At 24.9% G+C, this 23,887-nt stretch carries 10 protein-coding genes, 3 tRNA genes and 1 other RNA gene; 10 read left to right on the top strand and 4 right to left on the bottom strand.

From position 1 onward, the window contains the following. Nucleotides 1-414 precede the first annotated feature (414 nt). A complete protein-coding gene (locus tag ERCIPSPA2889_RS02265; RefSeq protein ID WP_157989233.1) occupies nt 415-891 on the top strand; it encodes a single-stranded DNA-binding protein in 477 nt (158 codons plus the stop codon). A 905-nt stretch (nt 892-1,796) separates the two neighbouring features. Here the strand turns inward: ERCIPSPA2889_RS02265 and cls are convergent. After that, nucleotides 1,797-3,257: a cardiolipin synthase gene (cls, locus tag ERCIPSPA2889_RS02260; protein WP_157989429.1), complete on the bottom strand. Its 1,461-nt coding sequence runs from the start codon at nt 3,255-3,257 to the stop codon at nt 1,797-1,799. Nucleotides 3,258-6,823: 3,566 nt separating this feature from the next. Here cls and ffs point away from each other — a divergent pair. Beyond that, nucleotides 6,824-6,920, top strand: an RNA gene (gene ffs, locus ERCIPSPA2889_RS02255) — signal recognition particle sRNA small type. Nucleotides 6,921-7,764: 844 nt separating this feature from the next. Here the strand turns inward: ffs and gshA are convergent. After that, entirely contained in the window at nt 7,765-9,291 is a 1,527-nt protein-coding gene (gene gshA, locus ERCIPSPA2889_RS02250; protein ID WP_157989232.1) for a glutamate--cysteine ligase, read from the bottom strand. Between the two features lie 1,278 nt (nt 9,292-10,569). Between gshA and pssA the strand changes: the two genes are divergently transcribed. Together pssA and dolP are read left to right on the top strand one after the other, a co-directional pair. Further along, nucleotides 10,570-11,925, top strand: coding sequence for a CDP-diacylglycerol--serine O-phosphatidyltransferase (gene pssA, locus ERCIPSPA2889_RS02245; protein WP_157989231.1), 1,356 nt, complete (start codon nt 10,570-10,572; stop codon nt 11,923-11,925). 1,736 nt (nt 11,926-13,661) lie between these two features. Next, on the top strand, nt 13,662-14,231 hold the full coding sequence (dolP, locus tag ERCIPSPA2889_RS02240) for a division/outer membrane stress-associated lipid-binding lipoprotein (RefSeq protein WP_157989230.1): 570 nt from the start codon (nt 13,662-13,664) through the stop codon (nt 14,229-14,231). 901 nt (nt 14,232-15,132) lie between these two features. On the opposite strand, the gene folE is transcribed toward dolP, so the two are convergent. Continuing rightward, nucleotides 15,133-15,798: a GTP cyclohydrolase I FolE gene (folE, locus tag ERCIPSPA2889_RS02235; RefSeq protein WP_157989428.1), complete on the bottom strand. Its 666-nt coding sequence runs from the start codon at nt 15,796-15,798 to the stop codon at nt 15,133-15,135. Nucleotides 15,799-16,258: 460 nt separating this feature from the next. Here folE and sdhE point away from each other — a divergent pair, with 460 nt between their 5' ends. The 6 genes from sdhE to rplY all read left to right on the top strand — a co-directional run bounded on the left by sdhE (nt 16,259) and on the right by rplY (nt 22,663). Next, entirely contained in the window at nt 16,259-16,531 is a 273-nt protein-coding gene (gene sdhE / locus ERCIPSPA2889_RS02230) for an FAD assembly factor SdhE (RefSeq protein ID WP_414973875.1), read from the top strand. A 2,994-nt stretch (nt 16,532-19,525) separates the two neighbouring features. Next, nucleotides 19,526-20,077: a CDP-diacylglycerol--glycerol-3-phosphate 3-phosphatidyltransferase gene (gene pgsA, locus ERCIPSPA2889_RS02225; protein ID WP_157989229.1), complete on the top strand. Its 552-nt coding sequence runs from the start codon at nt 19,526-19,528 to the stop codon at nt 20,075-20,077. Nucleotides 20,078-20,412: 335 nt separating this feature from the next. Beyond that, nucleotides 20,413-20,486 (top strand) — tRNA-Cys (locus ERCIPSPA2889_RS02220). A 12-nt stretch (nt 20,487-20,498) separates the two neighbouring features. Further along, a tRNA-Leu gene (locus tag ERCIPSPA2889_RS02215) sits at nt 20,499-20,585 on the top strand. Between the two features lie 1,212 nt (nt 20,586-21,797). Then, nucleotides 21,798-21,870, top strand: a tRNA-Phe gene (locus ERCIPSPA2889_RS02210). Between the two features lie 505 nt (nt 21,871-22,375). Further along, a complete protein-coding gene (gene rplY / locus ERCIPSPA2889_RS02205) occupies nt 22,376-22,663 on the top strand; it encodes a 50S ribosomal protein L25 (protein ID WP_157989228.1) in 288 nt (95 codons plus the stop codon). A gap of 412 nt (nt 22,664-23,075) precedes the next feature. Here rplY and nfuA read toward each other — a convergent pair whose 3' ends face one another. Then, nucleotides 23,076-23,651 (bottom strand): Fe-S biogenesis protein NfuA, encoded by a 576-nt coding sequence (gene nfuA, locus ERCIPSPA2889_RS02200; RefSeq protein WP_157989227.1) that lies wholly within the window; start codon nt 23,649-23,651, stop codon nt 23,076-23,078. Nucleotides 23,652-23,887 lie beyond the last annotated feature (236 nt).

Below are 23,887 nucleotides of genomic sequence, written 5' to 3'. Positions count from 1 at the left end.
TATAGTGATATAGTAATAAATATTTTAATGCAATAAAAAATTGAGTTAGTCAATACATCATACAATTCACTATTATATTTAGCTATCAATATACAGAGTATATGGCTCTGACTAGTTAGCTCGAATAAGTTGCGTATAATGAGAATTAGTACTTTTATGCTGCAGGTTTTTAAAATATAGACTCTATCTACGGTATTTAGTGTGCCTTTACTGTGCATAATGACTAAAGGATACATTTAGTCATTAGATGTAAATAGGAGATGTAAGAATATAAGTTATATATAATATGTATTTTTATAAAACTTTTATTTTAATTTTATCAAAAAATACTAAGAAATATAGTTGAAAAGATTTAAAGTTTATGCGCAATATCTAACTTAGTTATTTAAATTATTATTTATTGGAGAGAATAGTATGGCTAGCAGAGGTGTTAATAAAGTCATTTTAGTTGGAAATTTAGGGCGGGATCCAGAAATACGATACATACCTAACGGTAGTGCTGTTACTAATATAGCTATAGCTACTTCTGAAAGTTGGCGTGACAAACAGACTGGAGAAACAAAAGAAAAAACCGAATGGCACCGTGTAGTTCTTTTTGGCAAGCTTGCTGAAGTAGCTTGTGAATATCTGCGTAAAGGCTCCCAAATATATATTGAAGGGTCTCTTCAAACACGAAAATGGACTGATCAAGCTGGAATCGAGAAATACACTACGGAAGTAGTAGTAAATATAGGTGGAACTATGCAGATGCTTGGTGGGCGTATACAGGGAAATCATTCATTAAGTAATGAAGTGCAGCTCTCTCGTTCCATGCAAAAGTCTTCCCAGTTAGATAATACCTCATCTCATGCTGAATCGGTAGTTGATTTTGAAGATGACATTCCTTTTTAAGTAAACATGCTTTATTTATATATTCTATAGATTAGGGCCCTCAGGTAAAATTAGATTTTTTTATTTAGATACTAACTTGGCATGTAAAATTTACATGTAAATTGTAATGTTTTATGTATAATAGATTGGTATTTATTGCATAGAATATGCTAGAGAAAAAAGTAATCAGATTGAGATTATAGAAATTATTTATATATATTTCTAATATGAAGTCCAGAATTAGATAGTTTTTTTGATAAGTTATAACCCAATTGACATACATCTTATTTAATATGTTATTAGATGTATCATTCAATTATTGTATATAATAAAAAATAAATTCATCACTTGTAATATACATATATAACGTATTTATTAATATATATTATATTTATGATGATAATCACTGATTTTAATTTATCTACTTTAATAAGTAGTATAATATGTATAACAGTTTAAGATTGAGTGATATACAGTTAGTTTCTATCAAGTTTATACATTTCAATAATCAATTTGTAACAGTTTTAATTAGTGACTTATTAAGCATTGATACTGTTTTTGTTAATAGTTTTAATATAGAAGCTATATAATAAGACACACTACATTGTCAATGTAGTCGATTGTATCTTTGATATTTAAATTTTCTAAATTCATGTAATGTATTATGAATATTATACTATTTTTAGATTTTTATTAGTTTATTGAAGTTTTTAGTAAAATTTACTGAGTTAGAAAAAAAGCAGATAGTATTATCTACTAATAGTAGTGATAATATTTTTGAAATTTTAGCAGAAAAGTATATCTAAAGATATCAGTAAGTAGTATTTTTATCTAGAGTATACTGCTTGATTAATATTAATAATATTATTAGAAAATTATTCTAATCTCTGATAAATAAATAATTTTATACTACTAAAATTATTTATTTATAATAATGGACTAAAGAAGTAGAATAATCGCTCTAAAATACGTTTCCAGTAAGAGCGCTGAACCCAATAGTTTATATCTATTAAGCAAGATTGAGAGATATAATTTTCTTGGACACGCGCTAGGTCTCTTCCAAACTGATGATTATCAATGACCAAGGTGATCTCAAAATTTAACCATAAACTGCGCATATCGAGATTTACTGTACCAATCAGACTGAGTTGTTCATCAACCAAAATGCTTTTACTGTGTAAAAGTCCACCCTTGAATTGATATATTTTTACTCCAGATTCAAGTAATTCACTAAAAAATGCTCTACTAGCCCAACGTACTAATAATGAATCACTATGAAGTGGAATAATAATACTGACATCAACACCACGGTAGGAAGCGATGCAGATAGCATGTAATAAATCATCACTTGGAATTAAATAGGGAGTGGTAATGATTAATTTTTTACGCGCTGAAAAAACCGCGGTTAATATCGCTTGATGAATCATATTTTCTGGAAAACCCGGACCTGATGCAATCACTAAAATAGTATGATCATTTTTTTTCTCAAAAAACATAACATTATTATCTGGTTTTAGTGGTAAAATTCGTTTTCCAGTTTCAATTTCCCAATCACCAGAATAAATAACCCCCATAATAGTGGCGATGGGGCCTTCCATACGTGCCATTAAATCTATCCATTGACCAACGCGCGTATTTTTTTTAAAAAAGCGTGGGTCTACTAAATTCATACTACCAGTATAAGCAATATAATTATCAATAAGAACCATTTTACGGTGTTGCCGCAAATCCATGCGTCTAAAAAAAATTCGGAGTAAGCTAACTGGTAATGCCTCTACTACATCTATTCCAGCGTTGCGCATTCGATTTGGCCAAACCGTTCGAAAAAATTCTACACTACCAGCAGAATCAAGTAAAAGACGGCAGTATACACCGCGTCGTGCAGAGGAGATGAGTGCTTCTGCAACTTCATCAGCCTGTCCACCAGGGTGCCAAATATAAAATACCATTTCAATATTATGAGATGCCTTGCGTACATCGTGAATTAATGCGCGTAATGTATCATAACTACTAGTTATCAACTGAAGTTGATTTCCTTTGATTCCAGAAATTCCCTGTCGGTTCTCACAAAGTTGAAATAGTGGTTGAGCGACATCACTATTCTTTATAGGATAAAGGCTCGGAAGAGATTGTAAGGTTTTAAACCAGACAGCCATGAAAGGCCACATTCTACGCGCTCGTTGAGCTCGGCGCTGACCTAAATGTAATTCTCCTAGAGAAAGATAGGCAATAATTCCTAGAAGAGGTAAAATATAAATAATTAATAACCAAGTCATCGCAGAGGGCACTGATCGGCGTTTAATTAAAATGCGACAAGTGATACCGGCTATTAACAACCAGTAGCCCAATATTAGTAACCAACTGATTGTAGTATAAAAAGTTGTAATCACATTAATCATCCTATTTACAGATGCATATTTAACTTGTTATAGAAATCTGGACCTGATAAGAAAAGGAAACTCTTAGCAGGGGATAATTATAGTGTCTGATAAATACTGACTGAAGTTTCTTAAAATTATCTCATGTAATAGTTCATGTATATTAAAGATTTTGTACTGCAATCTTTTTAATCTATTAAGTTTTTATGTACATAATAATATAGATTATAAGCACTTTATTAAAGTCACTACATGAATAGTTACATATCTTACGACGAGGTATAAAAGTAGTAATAAGCTTATATCTTTTGAATATGTATTGCTCTATTAGTTTTTACTATAATTGATGATTGTATTGTAATACTTTGGTTTGATAGTAGTGGTGATCCGTATTGATATACCGTTAAAGAAATCGTTCTAGAATAAATAGTGAGCTATACTTTTATTTTAGGTATTACAATAAAAGCTATAGAAGTTAAAAGAATATCTCCTAACTAGAATAGGTTAAAATATAAAATTTCTATGATATTCAGCTATCAAAATATCTAGAATTACATATTAGAAAGATTTTTTATCTTCTGCAGCACCAGAAATATGCCTATATGCATAATATCGTGCTATTAGATAGAATCTAGCTATTTTTTTACAGAACTAACATTTCGTATATTAAAGAACTTATGTTTTCTAATCTAGCAGAGACCTGTTATTTACGATTTATTATTATAGCTTAATAGTTCCTATAGACTAGAATTCTATATAAACGTTCAGTATATTGCGCTACATGTAAAAAACATTAATGGTAGGATTAATTCTATCTATTCTATTATTTTAATATGTTATATATAAAATCTTGATAGGTGAATAATATTATAAAATAACATAATATAGCTTAAGATTAAGGTTATAAGGGCATGTATTATAGCTCTAAAATATTATTCGCTTATTCTGTGGATAGTAGAATACTGGCTATTTGTTTTAGATAAAAGATCATAAAATGTAAGTATTATGTTAATTTTTTTTCAAATTTACCTGATTTTTTAAATAACAGGACGGTTTTTTATAAAAAATTATTATGTTTGGAGTTATTTTTATAATTTTTATTATATATATGATTATCGGATTTTATAACGATTTAGTAATAAATTTTAATTACTTAATAGGGTATGCAATTTTTTATATTGTTACTTGAATTAGTCTTAGTGTGTTTTTTTTTGAAAATTTTTAGTTAGTTGTGTTATTTTAGGAGTGTATTAATTGTATGTTTATGTTTTATTAGTTAAAGCTTTACGTAGCATAAAATTTTTACAGGGTTTATTACTTAAAAAATTACAATGGAATTAGTTTACAAAAAATATGATATAAAAGCATGGGTAATACTAGATACTTATATCTAATGATTATTAATTATTATTATGTCAGTTTAAAGGATCAAAAGATAAAAAAACTAGATATAATTCAAAACGTACTGAATGACAAATATATTTATAGGAATAAAATTGGTCAATATTTTAGAGATCATCAATAATGACCGTATCATTATTATAGTTTGGATAGTCAAGACAGTTTTTTATTTGTAGAATATTAAATAATATAATGTGTATACAGCACTTTTTGACATATCTAGTTTTAATGATATGTGTTTAGATTTTTTATAAATTAAAACATAAGTAATTATTAAATAAATATAGGTTATTATAATTGAGTATATAAATATACAAGATACTTATCAAAAGATAAGTATCTTGTATTAACTTATTATAAAGATACTGGTTGATTCAATAAAAAATAAAAACTTGGCAAAATCCACTGATATGATAAAAATCAATCCATTTTAGATTCTGTCTACTTAAAATGATAATTACATAGTTTACTTTTTATTAGAATTATTAGCAAGAGGTAGTTACAGATTAAAACAGAGCAATAAATATTTTTATATTATAACAGTCTTATAACTATAACAATATCTAAAAAGATAATAATTATTTCTTATTTTTACATAGGGAAAGTCTAGTTTTAATATATAATATGGACATTATAATATATAATGCAAAAAGATTAAGAGTTGATATATAAAATATTAGATTTTTTCGAATTCTTATTAACAGTATTAATAGTAAACAGAGAAGTAAATTGATTATTTTTAATATCATCTCATATTAGATACTTGTGTAGTAGTTAAATTGTATCTTCATTAGAATTATTAACTTTATATATACTGCTTTACGATGAACTAGGAAATATTTCATTTTGATTTTAATAAATGTTCTAAAATATAATTTTTTTATTATTTCAATAATAACATAGAAAATATATTTTTATATAAAATAAAATGATTGATGATGATCTAATAGATAAGGGATTTTTACGTATGAACCATCAGTTGTAGTGCATTTAGTTTTTTTTGCAATACATCAAATTAGAATAACCTTTTTTTTTAGTTATTATCTGTTATAAAATTTATTTTTGAGTGTAATTTTCAATGTATTTCGATTGTATTTGAAATAGTGTTTCATCAAGAACATCAGTGGCCAGTTATATTTATTTTGTATAGAGTATATAGATGTTATTTAGAACAATGGTGTTTTAAATTTGAGAATAACCTGGTATACAGGACGTATCATCAGAATCTAAAATGTAATAATATTAGATTTTAGATATTTTATTATACCTACATAGTACAAACTTTATAAAAAGCATAATCTTTTTCTATTATGAGCGCACTAATAGTAATTTTTATGCGATATTATTATTAATAAATTTAAGTTTATATAAAAAAATTCAATTTTATTTATTATATATTATAATTCCAATACGTTTTATTAAAAATACATTGTATTAAAATAGATTTAAAATTATTTTTTTCTAAAAGGTTCATAGGTAAGAGTGATCATAATTATGTAAGAATTCTATTTATTAATAACTTAATACTTTAGAGAGTTCTGTGACTGTATTCCAACTAATATTATAGTAATATCTGTTTTTATTGATCAATAACAACCTCTAGAAAGGATTAATAATCCTAATCTTTTATATTTTAGAAAATTTTAGAAAAATTAATGTATTGAATGATATTATTTTAATCTGCACGCTTAAAATTGGAGTGAAGCACAGGATACTAAATATTAAATTTTTCGTCCACACCTGCATAATTAATTTAATAGAATTGTATTATATGTAATATATTAGTAAGAAATAATAAAACTATTAATTCTTTTAACATCTCTAGTTTATTTAATTAATCTTAATTATAATTAATATGTCATGACATAAAGCATATTATACTGAGATTCTCTTTAATAGAGTAATATATCTTTGTTCTCTTTGTAGTTGTTACAAAAACTTTATAAGATATACTTTAATAATAAATACACTTATGATTTTAGTTAAGAGAGTCTTTCTAATATATATTATATACGGCAATGAAAATGTTTAGTATAGATCATACTATCAGAAAAAATTAAATCATCATGTTTTATTATAAAAAATACGCTACATGTTAATATAATGCTTGTATTTTTCATAAAAATAATAGATAATGTTTTATAATATATAATGAGTATTTTACTAAGGGGACCTTGCTAGTCATCTGCAATGTTAATTTGCCAACTCGGTCAGGTTCGGAAGGAAGCAGCCGTAACAGATAATACATGTGTTGAATACAGCTAGCATGGTTCCCACCAATTTAGTTTATTATTTATATTTATAATCATGATTTTTAATATAGTATATTATATATCCATGAGATTGGATATGAAATGTTATATTCAAATGTGATTAATAAAAAATTATTTTTAGTTAATATTTGTTTTTTTTGTTTTATATAAAATATATTTGTGATATCTTTATTATTTTTGTTGATTGATTATATAATATGATTATAGATTTATTTTCAATAATATTTAAATAAAATCGATTCTTATAAATTAAAAAATCCATAGAAAGATACTTAATTAAAAATTTTATAAAGTAGTACCATAACTATATGTACCTATAGTAAGAGGTTACCTTATTAGATTTTTTTATGTGATATTTTATTTTTATATTTTTAACATTTTTAAGATTGTATTTAAAAAGATATCTTGAATAATTTTATTATTTTTTTATAAAGTTTGTTTATGACTATCATAATAAGTAATGTTTCTATAAGTTATATTATAGTATTCTTACTGTATAATAAGAAAGCAAATAGAATTAAAATTGCAATTTTATTATATTAAAACACATAAAATCATCTATTTTTTTTATTAGAATAAGAAGTATAAGAATTAATTTTTTCTAACATTAATTGTTATCTTGAATAGTGATGTAACTATCTGTTCTGTCTATTAATCCAGAAAGGCATTACGAATATTAAAGAAAGATTTACTTTTCATCGAGTTATTTTGCTCATATATAATAATATATAGATTAAAATATAATTAACTTTATTAAAAATATGGGTATTAGAAAAAAATAATATGTGAATTTAAACATATTATTAATCATGTATAGTATTGATGGTATCAAATTGTTACATTTACACATCAGAAGCTTCAAGTTTTTCTTGGTTAAGTTTAGATTGTCTTGCTTCATTAATAAAACAACGAGTGTTAAGTACTTTTAGTGATTCATGGTTGAACTTTTCTTTATATTGCCAAGCCAAAGAAAGACCAGTATTTTTAAGTCCATTAGACTGTAATAGTGGTAATAAACGACCAGAATAAGTTAAATCAGGGTTTTCAAAAAATCTTTGTAGATTTTGACAGACTTTTTGATAATCAGGATATTTATTAAAATTATCTAATATTTTTCCTATGCGGTTTAAATCATAAAAGAGATTTTTTCCTACTTCAGAGACTAAATACTGAGTCTCTTGACAATCAATATTGATAGTTTGTCCACATTTGCGGCCTTCAGTAATAATTAAATCCCAATTTTTACGTGTATTCAGTAGCCCTAAACTATCTATCTCAGGAGCATTAGCAATTGTGCACCAGATTAAAAACATATCTAAAAAACGTATTTGTTCAGATGAAATGCCAATAGGTGAAAATGGATTAATATCTAATGCACGGACCTCTACATATTCAATTCCCCTGTGTTTTAATGCATCAGATTGAGCTTCTCCGTATTTTGTTATTCGCTTAGGTCGTATAGGTATATAAAGTTCATCTTCAATTTGTAGAATATTTGTGTTTAATTGTATCCAATTCTCATTTTTATCTTTTGTCCCCATTGTGATAAACTTCTCTGAAGGGGTTCGTATGGCTTTTTTTAAGCTAAAAATATAATCTTCAAGATTATTGAAGGTAATATCTAAGCCATTTTGAGATCTATTAAGATAACCTATTTCACTTAGGCGCAATGAGGTTGCGTGAGGTAAGAAAAGCATCCCGCTTTCACTATACTCAAATGGTAGCGCGCTAGTTTGACCTTGCATAAACGAAGAGCAAATAGCTGGAGACGCACCAAAAAGATAAGGGATTACCCAACCAAGGCGATAATAGTTACGGATCATTTGTAAATAACCTGCGGAAATTATCTCTTTTTCATTTTTCTCGTTACATACATTTGCCCATGATTTCCAAAAAGATAATGGTAGTGAAAAATTATAATGTACCCCTGCAATAATTTGCATTAAAGCGCCATAGCGATTTTTTAATCCTTCACGATATTGTGTCTTCATTTGTCCGAGAGATGAAGATCCGTATTGCGCAAGTTGTATTTTTTGGTTTTTATGTATTTTGCATGGCATGCTCATCGGCCACATAAGCTCTTTTCCTAGATTTTTATACGTATAACGGTGAAGATCACTGAGAAATGCTAATAGATGATCAATATCATCATCAACTGGCGTAATGAATTCCAAAAGTGCTTCTGCAAAGTCTGTAGTAATCCATTTATGAGTTAGTGGTGATCCAAAACATTTAGGGTGTGGAGTGGTAGCAAGTAATCCATCAGGATTTACACGTAGAGTTTCTCGCTCAATACCTCTTCTTATCCCTTTAATAGAATCGGGATGAGACTCTAACCAAGAAAGAGCTTGTGATACATCAGGGATCAAAATTGACCTCCTACTAAGAGAAATTTTTATAATAAAGCATGATGCATTTCATGCGCCGAGGTAATGTGATTTGAATATTTTTAGAAAATACAACTTATCTAATATTTAAAATGAGCAATCTTTACTATAAATGATATGCACTCGCTGAGTATGTTTTATGTGATCATGTAATATATTGTGGTAATAATCTTATATTATAGGATAAATATATTATATTTTTTGATGGCTAAATTTATAGCGTCTATAGCTAATGATCAAAATTAAATGGGTACCGTCTTTCAATAAATAACTTACAGATTAGATAATGCTTGAAGCATATTTTTTAGGTTATAACAACATAAATATTAGTGCAGATAACTTTAACAAGAGATAAAATACACTAATTTTCTTTAATTGTATGCAGATATGATCGTTATATTTGTTTAGATTTTTATCTATAAATACCTCTTTTAATTCTTTCTGCACTTAAATCTATAGAGTCTACTATTAGTTATATTATTCGTAACGGAAATTTTTTTTCAATTGTTCTATTATTAAATAATGTATAAATATTTATTTAAATATACATGCTTTTTTATTTAGATATCTCTTACGAAAGATAGAATCGTAGACCTTTAGGTAGATATGATAGATTCAATAGTTATACAACACATACTAGTAAAATATATCTACTATAAAAAGATGCAATGTATGACATGAACTCTCTATGTATGCTAGAGTATATTTGTCTCAGAACATACCATGTATACTCGATTTGAGCATAGCAGTATATGTATCTCTAATAATCTTCTAAAATTTGATCAATATAAGATATCACGAGATTTTATTAATTTTAGTGTATAATTTAGATGTATTCTTATAGGTTAAAAACATCGTAGAAAAATATGTTCCGCATGTTAGTGAGATAGTTATTTTATAGCATATTAATATAGAATATATAATGATCGTATATAGAAAAGAGCAATTTTGCAGTGAATTTTTACTAAAATATATCTAAATATTTATATTTATATTGATTAAAATTTTAGTACATTATGGTTCTATGATATAGATTGTGTTATTGAGGCTAAATAATTTATGTTAAAATATCATTAATTTTCTCGAGAATACTTCAGATATATATTCATGCAATAAGAAAATAACTTCTTATTCGGACTATTTTTATAGTTTGATGCTTTTAATGAACCGCACTGCATATAATACAAGATTATTCATAATTAGGCATATCAGTTTGCCAATTTTTCATTAATTATTTCAATAGGAAAGAAGCGCGCTGTAATGTTGTTCAAATCTCAACGTAATAGGCATCAACAATACCTTATACAATTACCTAAAATTTCACAATCAGTGGTCGGTTTTAGTACATTATTTTCACCACTAGACTTTAGATCTTTTTTATTAGAAAAAATTTCTTCTGCTATGTACAGAATTTATATTATTGCGCTCTATTTAGAGAATGATGAAGGAGGTCAAAAAATTCTTTCTGCACTCTACGCTGCTAAAAAACAAAAACCAAATTTAGATATTTGTGTATTAGTAGATTGGCATCGTGCGCAACGTTGCCGTATTGGCATTCATGTTGGAATGACTAATGCTGATTGGTACTACTTAATGGCTAATCAAAACCCAAATGATTTTGTTCCTGTTTACGGGATTCCTGTAAATACTAGGGAAGCATGGGGTGTGCTTCATCTAAAAGGATCTATTATTGATGATACTGTACTATACAGTGGCGCAAGCTTTAATAATGCTTATTTACACCAGAAAGATACTTATCGCTATGATCGCTATCAATGCCTGAATAATCGTGTATTAGCGGATACTATGTTACAATGGATTCAAAAAAACCTATTAGAAGATAAAGCCGCTCATAGAATAGATCAAGGAAATCGTTCTAGCCGTTCAGATATAAAAAATTGCACTCGAAAGTTTCGTCGATCCTTACGTCAATGTTATTACCAATTTCAGTCGAATGAGCAATATGAAGCTCTTTCTATAATCCCTTTATTAGGATTAGGAAAACATAACGTTCTTAATAAAGCAATTCATCATTTTATGTTGTCTGCTCAGTATGCTCTAATGATTTGCACTCCTTATTTTAATTTGCCAGCAATCTTGGCAAAAAATATTTTATTTTTATTACGACAGGGAAAGATTATAGAGATTATTGTTGGCGATAAAACCGCTAATGATTTCTATATTCCAGAAGATCAGCCCTTTACTATGATTGGCGTATTACCTTACTTATATGAGATTAATTTACGTTCTTTTCTTAGCCGATTACAAAATTATATCAACATGGGACAGTTAATAGTTCGTGTATGGATGCACGGTAAAAATAGCTATCACCTTAAGGGATTATGGGTTGATGATGAATGGATGATGCTGACAGGAAGTAACTTAAATCCACGTTCATGGCGTCTAGATTTAGAAAATGCTATTTTAGTACATGACCCATTACAACAATTAGCGCAACAGCGTTTTAATGAATTAAATATTATCCGTCAACATACTGTGTGCATAAAAAACTATCAGGATTTAGAAAGTATATCTGATTATCCTAAACCAGTACGTAAATGCATTCGTCTCTTACGGAGAATGCATATAGATCAACTACTTCTTCGTCTTTTATAAATAATTATTGGATTTATATGTCGAAAATTTTTGCTCTTTGAAATTTATATAACCTAAATATAACTATAATTACTTAAGTAAGGATCGCTCATCCTATATAGGTTAAATTAGTAAATTATAAATTATTTATAGATGTAATATAAAAGGTTATAAAGATAAGATATAATCGTTCATTACTTTAAAAATAATTATATATGATTTGGCAGATTACATGAGTGATTTGTTTGGTCTGATTATGTTCTGTATAAATATGTTACATATATTATATTAAGATCAAATATATTAAAATTATAATAACTGCTATAAAAATTAATAATAAAATATATTATAATTTTTTAGAAATTTAAGGATATGTTAAATTATTTTTAATTTAAACAATAGCATTTTTTAGTTTTTTTAATTATTATTTGTTTGAGTTAATTACTTAAAAACATCTAATACTTATTTAGATACATCAATCTTGTTTTATAAAAATAATATTAGTAACATAGTTATGGAAAATTCTAGTAAGTGTATTAATGTTATAGCCTTGATGACATTAAATGACTATCATTATGTTTCTGTGATTCTAAAATTATATTTTTGATCTTTTGGTTAGATCTGTTTTTTTAAAAAAGCATAATGTTAATTGTTTATATCTTAAGAAGGTAGCGTATTTATAAACTATATATTTTATATAACTAATCTTATAATTGGTGATATGTGAAATTATCACTATCTTAATCGAAGTATCATTTATTATTTTATATAAGATTAAGGTGTATTGTTAAAATATTTTTTTATTTTTAATTGATATAAAATTTCTTATTGAATTACTAAATTATTATACATGTTCACTAATTATAATATTCGATAACTTAATATAATATATATTAAGAATAATATTTTTTTTGGTCTTTTTACATAACTTTATAAAAATTTTTTTAAATATTACATTTTAGTAAAAATATTTTTTATATATTATAAATATTACTATATCTTATGATATAAGGAAAAAGTACTGTGCATATATTATATATATCTATAATAATATAGATATATACAATATAATTATTTAATACAAGATTTATTTTAATTTTAGTGCATTTTATTAAGGTCTCTTCTTAATTCTATATAAACTGTACAATAATTAATTAGTATTACATTAGAATATTAAAAATATAAGAGTATATTTAAATCATATAGAATATTACTAGTATGAACAAGTATATGTAATTTTTTATTATTTGTATTTTTACTTCAATAAAATGTCTTTCTAAGTGATAAAATTATTAATGAATAATATAAACAAGTGATCATGTCCTATATGATTTTTTAAGAAAGATTTTAATTGCATGTGTAAATTTTTTATAGAGAATTTAGTCATTTTTAATGCTCGTCCTCATGCATGAGTTGTTAGAGCGTGTCTTATGAAAGACATTAACTAATAAATAGGTTGATAGATTTATATACATTAAGTATATTCAATAAAATGCAAAAAATAATTTTTTGTATCATATAGTGATTATTTTTATGATATGATTAAAATTTTTAAAAATTAATTAATATATAGTATTATTATTATTTTTCAATATAGCATGCATTAATATTATGAAGTTTTAAGTTCGGTAGGTGTTAGTGTAAAGATCTAAAAATTGTAAAGCAAGAGACAGAGATAATAAATATAGGACGTCTATTATCTTTGTCTCTTTTATAAAAAATATTTAGTACACGTTACAATATATTAAGGAGTCTAAGTGCAAGTACTATCTAAATGTATAATTATTATTATGGTATTGATATTGCAAGGTTGTATGGCTGGTATCATTGTTAGCGCCGCGGTAGCAACTAAAGCGATCAGTGATCCAAGGACCTTAGGAACTCAGATTGATGACGCGACTTTAGAATTTCGTATAATGCATAAATTACATCAAAACGAACAAATTCAACGATGTTCTCATATTGTTTCTACCGTTTATCAGGGTAGAGTGTTACTAACCGGTCAAACTTCAGATATTACTTTATCACAGTATGCGCAAAAAATTGCTATGGCTCTCGATGGTACCCGCGAAGTATACAACGAGATTCGTCTCACAAATCAGGTAGACGCGAATACTATGTCTTCTGATATTTGGATCACTACTAAAGTTCTTTCTCAATTGCTCTATAATAATCAGATCAAATCTTCACATATCAAAGTGCACACTGAAAATAGTGAAGTATTTCTTTTAGGTACCGTAACGAATATAGAAGCGATTACTGCAGTAGAAATTGCACGGAAGGTTCATGGTGTCAAGCATGTTACAACTGCCTTTACCATTCTGTAATAATTAAGATATGTATAAATATATTTATTTATGTTTTTTGATATTATTATTAACTTTTTCTGTATTTTTACAGTAGAAGAAAATCTTCTATTTATGATTGTTATATACAATATATAATGTGGTGCTTATATTGCTCAAAGTGCCACAAATTATCTTTTATTGTGTTGTATTGTTAAGACAATTAATATTTTTCTTATGATTAGAATACAGATAAATTATAAGTTATAGTAAAGTTATAAGTTATATAATGAGTAGTTGCTGTGCGCATAAAAACATAAAAGAAAGTATTTGTTTTCCATATCATTAATTATTTCTCCTAATAAATGAGAGATAATTGATATATTTATATTTTTAATTAAATATTTTTATAAAAAAATGATACCATAATATTCATAGTGTTTCATCTGCTTTATAGAGCATTATACGGACTGTATTGTTTATATATTATAATAGTAAAAATTATTGCTGTAGGTATTAAGAATATAATAATCGAATTTATATAAATCTACTGTAAATAGTTTTAAAAGCGGTTTTAATTTTAAGAATAAAACTACATTAACAGTATACGAGATTTTTTTTACAGGTGATATTTAATGAATATTATTAATGATTACTTTTACGACATAAAAACTATTTCTATGTAGTATTGAATGCATAATATATGTATATTATTATTAATTTTATGTAATATATATCATGTTTTATAGTATATATCCTCTATTTTTATTTTAAATTTAACTAAAAAATAATAAGATTAATAATATTAATGCTTTTATATTATCACTAAGACAATCCGGAGACTATTTGTTTCACGATTCTCTATCATATAGTGCTATAATAGATATTAATTGATATATAGTAAAAACTGGTCTATATCTTTTTGATCATTATGGTTGATCTATTAAGTATGCTTTATTGATTGTAAAAATTCCTTTCTGGTATTATCACTAGATTTAAATAGTCCGCCAAGAGAAGTGGTTATTGTAGAGCTGGTCACATCACGAACACCTCGGCCCTTAACGCAATAGTGGGTTGCCTCAATGGAGACGGCTACATGAGTAGTATGGAGTAGTATTTGTAATGCTATAAAAATTTGCTGAATAAGTCTTTCCTGTACCTGAGGGCGATGTGAAAAAAATTGAACAATACGATTTATTTTGGACAAACCAATGACCTTATTTTGTGGAATATATGCAACTGTAGCTTTGCCATCAATCATTAAAAAATGATGCTCGCAGATACTGGTTAAGTTAATGTTTCGTACAATTATAATTTCATCAGTTTTTACTATATTATCAATTAAAGTAATTTGAGGAAAATTAGCATAATTTAAACCAGAAAATATCTCATCAACATACATTTTAGCAATACGTTGCGGTGTTTGTGAAAGACTAGGATCGTTTAAGTTGAGATCTAAGAGTTGCATAATTGAAGCTATATGCTGCGCGATTAGTTGTTTTCGTTTATTATTATTTATTTCTTTTTGAGGTAACTGAAACGCAGTTTCAAGACCGCAGTCTAGTAATGCCTTATGAATGCGCTTAGCTTCCGGACTCCATGCATGCATGTCCATATATTATCTCCCTGCAGAGTAGCAATGTATTTTTTTTGAGAATAAATATCGTGTATCTTAAATGAGGTAATGATTTATTTAGGGAACAATGTAGTAAAAACAAACGTTTCAGATAATTTAATTATTATATACGAGGTTACTCCTTTTTGTTGTATCGTAAAGCGTACTGTATATACAAAACAAATATAGTCTACTACATTCATATAATAAGCCATAACCTTTGATACTGGAAACATTTTAAATATGATCAAGCTTATAATTCTTAATAAAAATAGATGAGGAAGTATCATTTTCTGCGCTTAGTCACTTAATGTTGATTGTTTTTGAACTATTTTAGAAAAAATTTGAAGGACAGATACAAGTAGATTTATGTTATATTAGACAAGAAGAATATGTGTTATTCCTCAGTAAGAATAAAATAAATTAACAATAATTAATAAGTATACAAATCAAAATGAAAATCAATAGTAACAATAAATTACGTATTCATTGGGCATGCTATCGAGGTATGCGAGAGCTAGATTTATTAATCATGCCATTTTTTAAAGATAATTTTGATTCACTCAATGAAAAAGATAAAAAACTTTTTTCTGATCTATTAGAGAATGATGATCCTGACTTATTTAATTGGTTGATGAATCACGAACAACCAAAAGATGCTCATTTTAAAAGAATAATTAGTATCATCCAAGAAAGTAATAAAACAAGAGATTTTTCAAGATTATAAAAATATAAAATCATGGTTTAATCATATAAAGTTTTTTTATGTATATGCTCTATAATATAGTTTAGACTAAATTATCATACAAAATGATCTAAACAAAGATTTGCAATATATATGATTTAGAAGACTTTTATTATATAGAATCTTATTCTTTCGCATAAGAAGGATGCACGATAAAGTAAAGGAGAATTTACGCAATTTTTATTATGTTATTTAGAGGTACGGATATTTTACTAGTTCCATAATTTTCTATTAGAATCTCATTCTTTATCAATAAACACAATGGTAAATGCATATTTTAAAAGTATTATTTTATTTTATAGTGAACCATAGGTTGTTAAATTTTTTATTTTATTTAAAAATTCTTAAAAAATAGGAATATAAATACTAAAATTTATATTTTTATTATCATTAGATATTAGATGTAAGTTAATAAAAATATAACCATGATTCATATATAATATAATATTTTGATATTATATGTGTGATTTTTTGTTTTTATTTATGTTTTACAAGCACATTAGTATCGTTGTAAATGTTTGTTTATAATATCTATAACATTTTATATATATGGCTATATGTTGATGGCGGTGTACATACATGTTTTAAAGATAATAATTTGTTATGAATTCTATATTTTATAAAAATATTCATAATCATGTGAATGAAAATTCATAATAGTACAATTTTATTTATCAAAGATCAAAAAAGTATTTTTATATTATTTTATTTAAACATTAGATATTTATTAATAAAACAATAGTGATAAAATATAATCTATATAGATACTATAAATTTATAAGCTTGCAATCGATATTGCATAATAAATTATATCGTAAATTATATTCTGTTCTTATAATAAATTATCGTATATTTATAATATATTAAAATGTTATCATTTGGTATATGATATTATATATACTTTTCACTTATTATTAAATCTTAATATTAATCAATAGAGCACCTTAATATAGTTATATTATTTTAATATTTAAAAAAAATAATATAACTAAGGAATTGATAGGAACACTACAAAGTATATTATCTTGAGTCTGTAGCAATATTGTAGATATATTAAAAATAAATTTTATTTGATGCAAAATCTTTCTTTTAAATAAATTATTAGACAACATGTTATTTATATAATTTTAATATTTTGATATAAGAGTGGTTGATTTTAATTGAATAATTTTAGAAGATTAATTAATAGTAAAAATAATTTACTAGTTTTTAGTTGTACCTCTTCAATGTTTGAATTATAAAAACAAAAAAAATCACTTTTATCATCAAGATAAACATTGCTAGAAAGTAATATCAATATGAAATAAACATATAATATCATTATGTATTAATTTTTTTATGATTAAATTTTTTTATTTTTTATCTTTATAAGTGACTATAATGAGTGACTATAATAATTTAAAATAAATATGATAAGGTTAAAAATTTAAATTTTTTATAATTTTTATAGAGCAAGAAAATAGTATTTTTTTTAAAAATATCTCTGGTGCAGTAAGAGATACCATGATTTTTTACTAAAATTAGTTATATCTTTGTTTTTGTTATCCAGATAATTACTATTTATTATTTAAGTTTTTCACTGCAATTGGTTACTGAAGAAGAAAGAATTTTTTGTATTTTTTATATAAATTTTTTAAAATTAGGACGCATTTCTAGGTGTTACAATTATTGGTTGAAATAATAAAAAATTTTTAGTTTTTATTTAATTAGCTGCTCATTGGTAAAATTAAATCAGGTTTTCTTTTTATTAAAAACTCTGTTTATTTTTGATAAAGAAATATATATAGAGGAGTTTTATATTAATTTTATTTGTATTATAAAATAATTAATATATTATTAATTAATAATATACAGATAATTATAGTGATTTAAAATAATATTTACTGTTATTAATTAGTCTAAAATTATTTAGATTCATATAGGATAGTTTTACATATAAGATAACATAAATTATAATTGACCTTCTATTACTATTATTAATTTGATATCCTTTTATATAAGGATGAAAATAGTAATTATTTTTCACAAAAATTATTAATAGATGCGTCATTATTCAAAAATATTTAAAAGTAACTAACTACAATTAGGTGCAATTTATAAAAAAAAATATAGTTTTTATATAAGTTTTATATATATTGTGATATTTTGTTACATATTGTAAGAGTATGAAAAATTAATATTAGTTATATAATTGCAGGTTATTGATTGTTATTAAGTATTTTAACATCATTTGTATGATGATGGTGAATAAATAATTTATTTATTTGTAATATGCAATAAATAAGAATTATTATAGAAAATTAAAAATTTTTTAACGACTTAATTAATACAATAATTTAAAAATTATTATACAATAATTAGCTAAATATAAAATGTAATACCAGAGAACATATACAATACTTTAGATATATATTTTGTTTTTACAGATAATAATAAAAAATAGCCGAGATATGATAAAGTTCGAAGTAGCCTGTAGAAAAGATCTTTAAAAATTTATTTGTTTAATCATGAAGAAGGATTAATCAGTATACAATAAATAAGAAATAATATTACTTAAAATCTTATCTATTATACTATGTATAATATTCAGTATTTTTTGTTTTTTTAAAAAATAGAATAACTGCATGACCATATAGCTTTAAAATTAATAGGGGAAAGTAAAATAAATGTACAGTTAAGATGTTATGTGTGTTAGTACAATGTCAGTTAGTATTATATGATGACGATATATTAAGTCTATTAGAGCATTATATTAATAATTAATAAATAATTCAACTTATCAATCTTTGTTTAAAAGAAAGTATTTATGTATGTATATTTAATATAAATTGATGCAGGAATGATTATAATTGCAATTCTTAAAAGTGCTACCTAGTAGTATAGATGTTAAGATTATATTTTTTTTGTATATAATGCATATTATTTTCAGAATAATACCTACAGATAATTGACTTAATAGAGCCAATTAGTATATCTATGTTACTAAATATTCCAATCTTGATAACTTTATTGCGTATAGTCTTAATACCCTTTTTTGTATTAGTTTTTTACTTGCCATTTAAATGGGCTCATTTAGTTTGTGCTTTAATCTTTATTTGTGCAGCAGTTACAGATTGGTTTGATGGTTTTCTTGCACGTCGATGGAAACAGACAACACAATTAGGTGCTTTTCTTGATCCAGTGGCAGATAAAATCATGGTTGTGATGGCATTAATATTGATAGCTGAGTGTTATCATTCTTGGTGGATTACATTACCAGTATCTATTATGATTTCTCGTGAAATTGTTATTTCTGCTTTGCGTGAATGGATGGCGGAAATAGGAAGACGTGATAGTGTGGCAGTATCATGGACTGGCAAGGCGAAAACAACTGTACAAATGCTTGCTTTATTTGTATTGCTTTGGTATCCCAATAGTATCGTTAAAATAGTAGGTATTATGGCATTATACATTGCAGCGATTCTAACATTGTGGTCTATGTTGCAATATTTTTATATGTCACGATATTACTGGCTTAGAAAAGAATAAGAAGGGTTGCCTAAAAAGGATATTAGATAATAATTAAAGGAAATTTAATTGACTTGTGTTTACATGCTAGTAAATGTTATTTATTGATTTTATATTTTTAATGTATTATTATTTTAATAAAGGAAAGAGTACTGATTTAGTTAGAATCTTTAAAAGAATTGCATATGTTAAATAAAAATAAAAAAATATTTTTTTCTAAGTATTAGAAATGGAGTACATTGAATTAAATAGTAATGTAGCAGGAGTTAGAATTTATCTAAAATTAAAAAATCTATTTTTATGTTAATAACACAATAAAAATGTTCAAAAAGTTATATTATAACGATTGATATCAAGGCGCGTTGGCAGAGTGGTTATGCTACGGACTGCAAATCCGTCCACCTCGGTTCGACTCCGAGATGCGCCTCCACTTTTATATTTAGCCCGGGTGGTGAAATTGGTATACACAAGGGACTTAAAATCCCTCAGCTTTATAGCTATGCGGGTTCAAGTCCCGCTCCGGGCACCATTTTTAGTAAAACTGAAAATTATATCAGCTATATAGAATATTTTTTTAATATATTTTATTAGGTAAGTGATTAGTCTCTTTTTAGCAAAAAGAAGATTAAAAATAAATATTATCATATAATTTTTATATTTTTGATTTTGATATATATTACTAATAAATGTATAATATTACATATTATTATATATGCACTAAAAAAATAGAAATATAAAATTTTTATAAAAGAATAATCAATATATAGTAAAACTAATATAGTTTTATAGCACTGTAATTTTATAGATTAGAGGATAAGAGATATTATACATAAGACAGATAATATCAGAAATTTTTTAATAATACTTAGTGAGTGATATTTAGCCAATAGATTAGCTATTAAGTAATGATATATCGATAATTAGTGTATAAACAAAGTATATGATATTTTATATTCAATATTTATATTTATGTGAATCTTTTGGATTTAATTTTTTATTTCTTATCAAAACTTTAATAAGGCATTACCTAATATATTATATTATTTTATATTTAAAATAAAATATAACATGTCATTAATAGGAAATAATAACAATTAGTATTATTAATACTATAACATTAGTTTATAGAAATATAAGAATATAATTTAAATTTAAATATATATGGTTAATATTCAATAAAATTGATATATTGTTAAAAACAATTTAATTAACATATGTTAGGTGTTTAATGCTCACTAATATTCTATCAGAAAAATTTCTTGTTCTTTATTTGAATTATTATAAAATGCAAAGAGTTTTTTAACAGATATCTAATATTTTATTAGTATTATACTCATCGAGTTTTCATACTACTAGTATAGCTATAGAGAGATTATAGAAGTATATATAAAATTATAGCATAGACTTTATATTAGATTAGATCTAACTATAGGTATGTTAGAATTATTATAATATAATAGATAATTTTTTATAATGATCTGCAGGTAAAGGATTAAGTAGTTTACATTTTTTAGATAGATAATAAAAAACATGATTAATTATCGGTAGTAGATTATGTATGTATTTATATATATGTATATATATGTATATATTAGAATCTTTATGAGATGTTAGATCATAGCTATGATCTTCTTATTAACTAAGGTTAATTTGGTGATATTAAAATCAAAGTTATATGGGAATTCTACATAATAAAATCATCGATACTTTTATAAGTGTTTAGGATGTAATAAATTTTATAGCCCGGATAGCTCAGTCGGTAGAGCAGGGGACTGAAAATCCCCGTGTCCTTGGTTCGATTCCAAGTTCGGGCATCATTAAAAGATTTTCTGCATTAAAGAATGTCTTCGAGAATTGATAATGCTTTTAGAAGAGATCATTAAGTATATTATGTTTTTAGTAATTGTAATATTTAAATTTTATAAAAAATATTATATTGTTTTTACTATGAATATATTATAGTGAATAAAATTAGTTAATAAAACTGTAATACGAAAATGATAAAAAATATTTTTATATATCATATTATATCCATATTATTTTAAATAAATAAATAAAAAATAATTATATATGGTATATAGAGAATATATTTTAATTTTAATATCCTGCATGTTTTAATCTGACCAGTTAGTTTAATAATAAATAAAAAATTATTTATTATATTATAATAAAATAAATATCAGTAAATAAATAAAATAGTATATTTATTGCTAACTTAATACGAAGTGATTATTCCCAATAAGACTATAAAACTTGCATAAAAACCACCTACATTTTAAGCTGTCAATACAACAGTTATATTACTTAAAGAGAATTTATATGTTTATTATTCATGCTGAAAACCGTAAAACATATGGCACAGGTTCAAGTCGTCGTTTGCGCAAAGCGGATAAATTACCTGCAATTATCTACGGTAAACATACAACTCCTTCTCCTATCATACTAAATCAAGAATTAATTATGAATATGCAGTTAAGGATTGATTTTTATAAGGACACCTTAACTATTATGATAGAAGGTACAGCTATTCAAGTTAAAGTACACGCTATACAACGTCATCCATTTAAGGACAAACTGCAACATATTGATTTTATTCGTATAGAGTAACTTGTTATTTCATTAAATAGGTTGCTTTTTAACATAAAATAATACAAAATAATATTTTAATAATTTTAATTCTATTATTAATCAATCAAGATATTAATTTTTAGTAAATCAATAAAATTTATTATAATTATTCTTATTATATAATAATATTATTTGATTATAAATATTTAAGTTTTTATTTTTTTTTATAAATTTTATATTAAAATGTAGATAATTAATAAATATTATTTTTAACTAGAATAATAGTATATAAAAAATATTTAGTAAGACATAGTTGAAGTATTAGACTTTTAGTCTATTATATATAATATCATATGCTTGTATAATAAAATATTACTAGTTAAATTAATTTATAAACTGATATATTTTTATGGTGTTTATAATTTTCTCTTAACCATAATGTTTAATATAATTAATAGAATGAATGATTGCCATGCTGATGTTCAGTGAGGTCTTTTACACCTTTTAATTCTAAAAATTGATTTAATAGTTCCCTTTCAATACTATCTTTAATAGTCATGTTAATCATTGCACAACCATTGCAACCTCCGCTAAATTTTAGGATAACATATCCTTCACTATTAATATCAACTAAAATCACTTTTCCTCCATGTCTTGCTAATTGTGGATTAATCTGTGTTTGTAAAACCCATTCTACACGATCAAAAAGTGAAGCGTCATCGCTAATTTTTCCTATCCTAGCATAAGGCGCTTTTAGTGTTAATTGAGCATCCATTTTATTTACGATATAGTCAATTTCAGCATCTTTAAGATAAGCAACACTGTTATTATCAATAAATGCTGATAATTTATCAAATTTTAACTCGACATCATGTTCACTGATCTCATCTATTGCGCAATAAGAAACCCCACATTCAGCAGTAGGGGTTCCTGGATTGAGCACAAATACACGAATTTGAGTACCATAAGGTTGTGTGGATAGAAGTTTAGAAAAGTGTTTTTGGGCAGATTGTGTAATTATAATCATGACTAGTGCTCAATAGTGTGCTGGTTTATATTATAATAAAAAACAATTTACTTGGATCTATAAGATTAGTACTTTTATTAGTCTTTAATAAATTAGAGGTGAATCCGCATTTATTATAACTAAAACTTAGCACTGTTCAGTAGATTTTAAATATAATAAACGTATTTATTGTGCATTTTACAATTAATCATAATATAGCGTCATATAAAAAATAATATATACATAGAACACTAGAT

Source organism: Candidatus Erwinia haradaeae (assembly GCF_900698985.1).
Taxonomy (GTDB): domain Bacteria; phylum Pseudomonadota; class Gammaproteobacteria; order Enterobacterales; family Enterobacteriaceae; genus Erwinia_E; species Erwinia_E haradaeae_B.
Note: the sequence above shows the minus strand (reverse complement) of the source record. Positions and strands in the feature narration are given on the sequence as shown.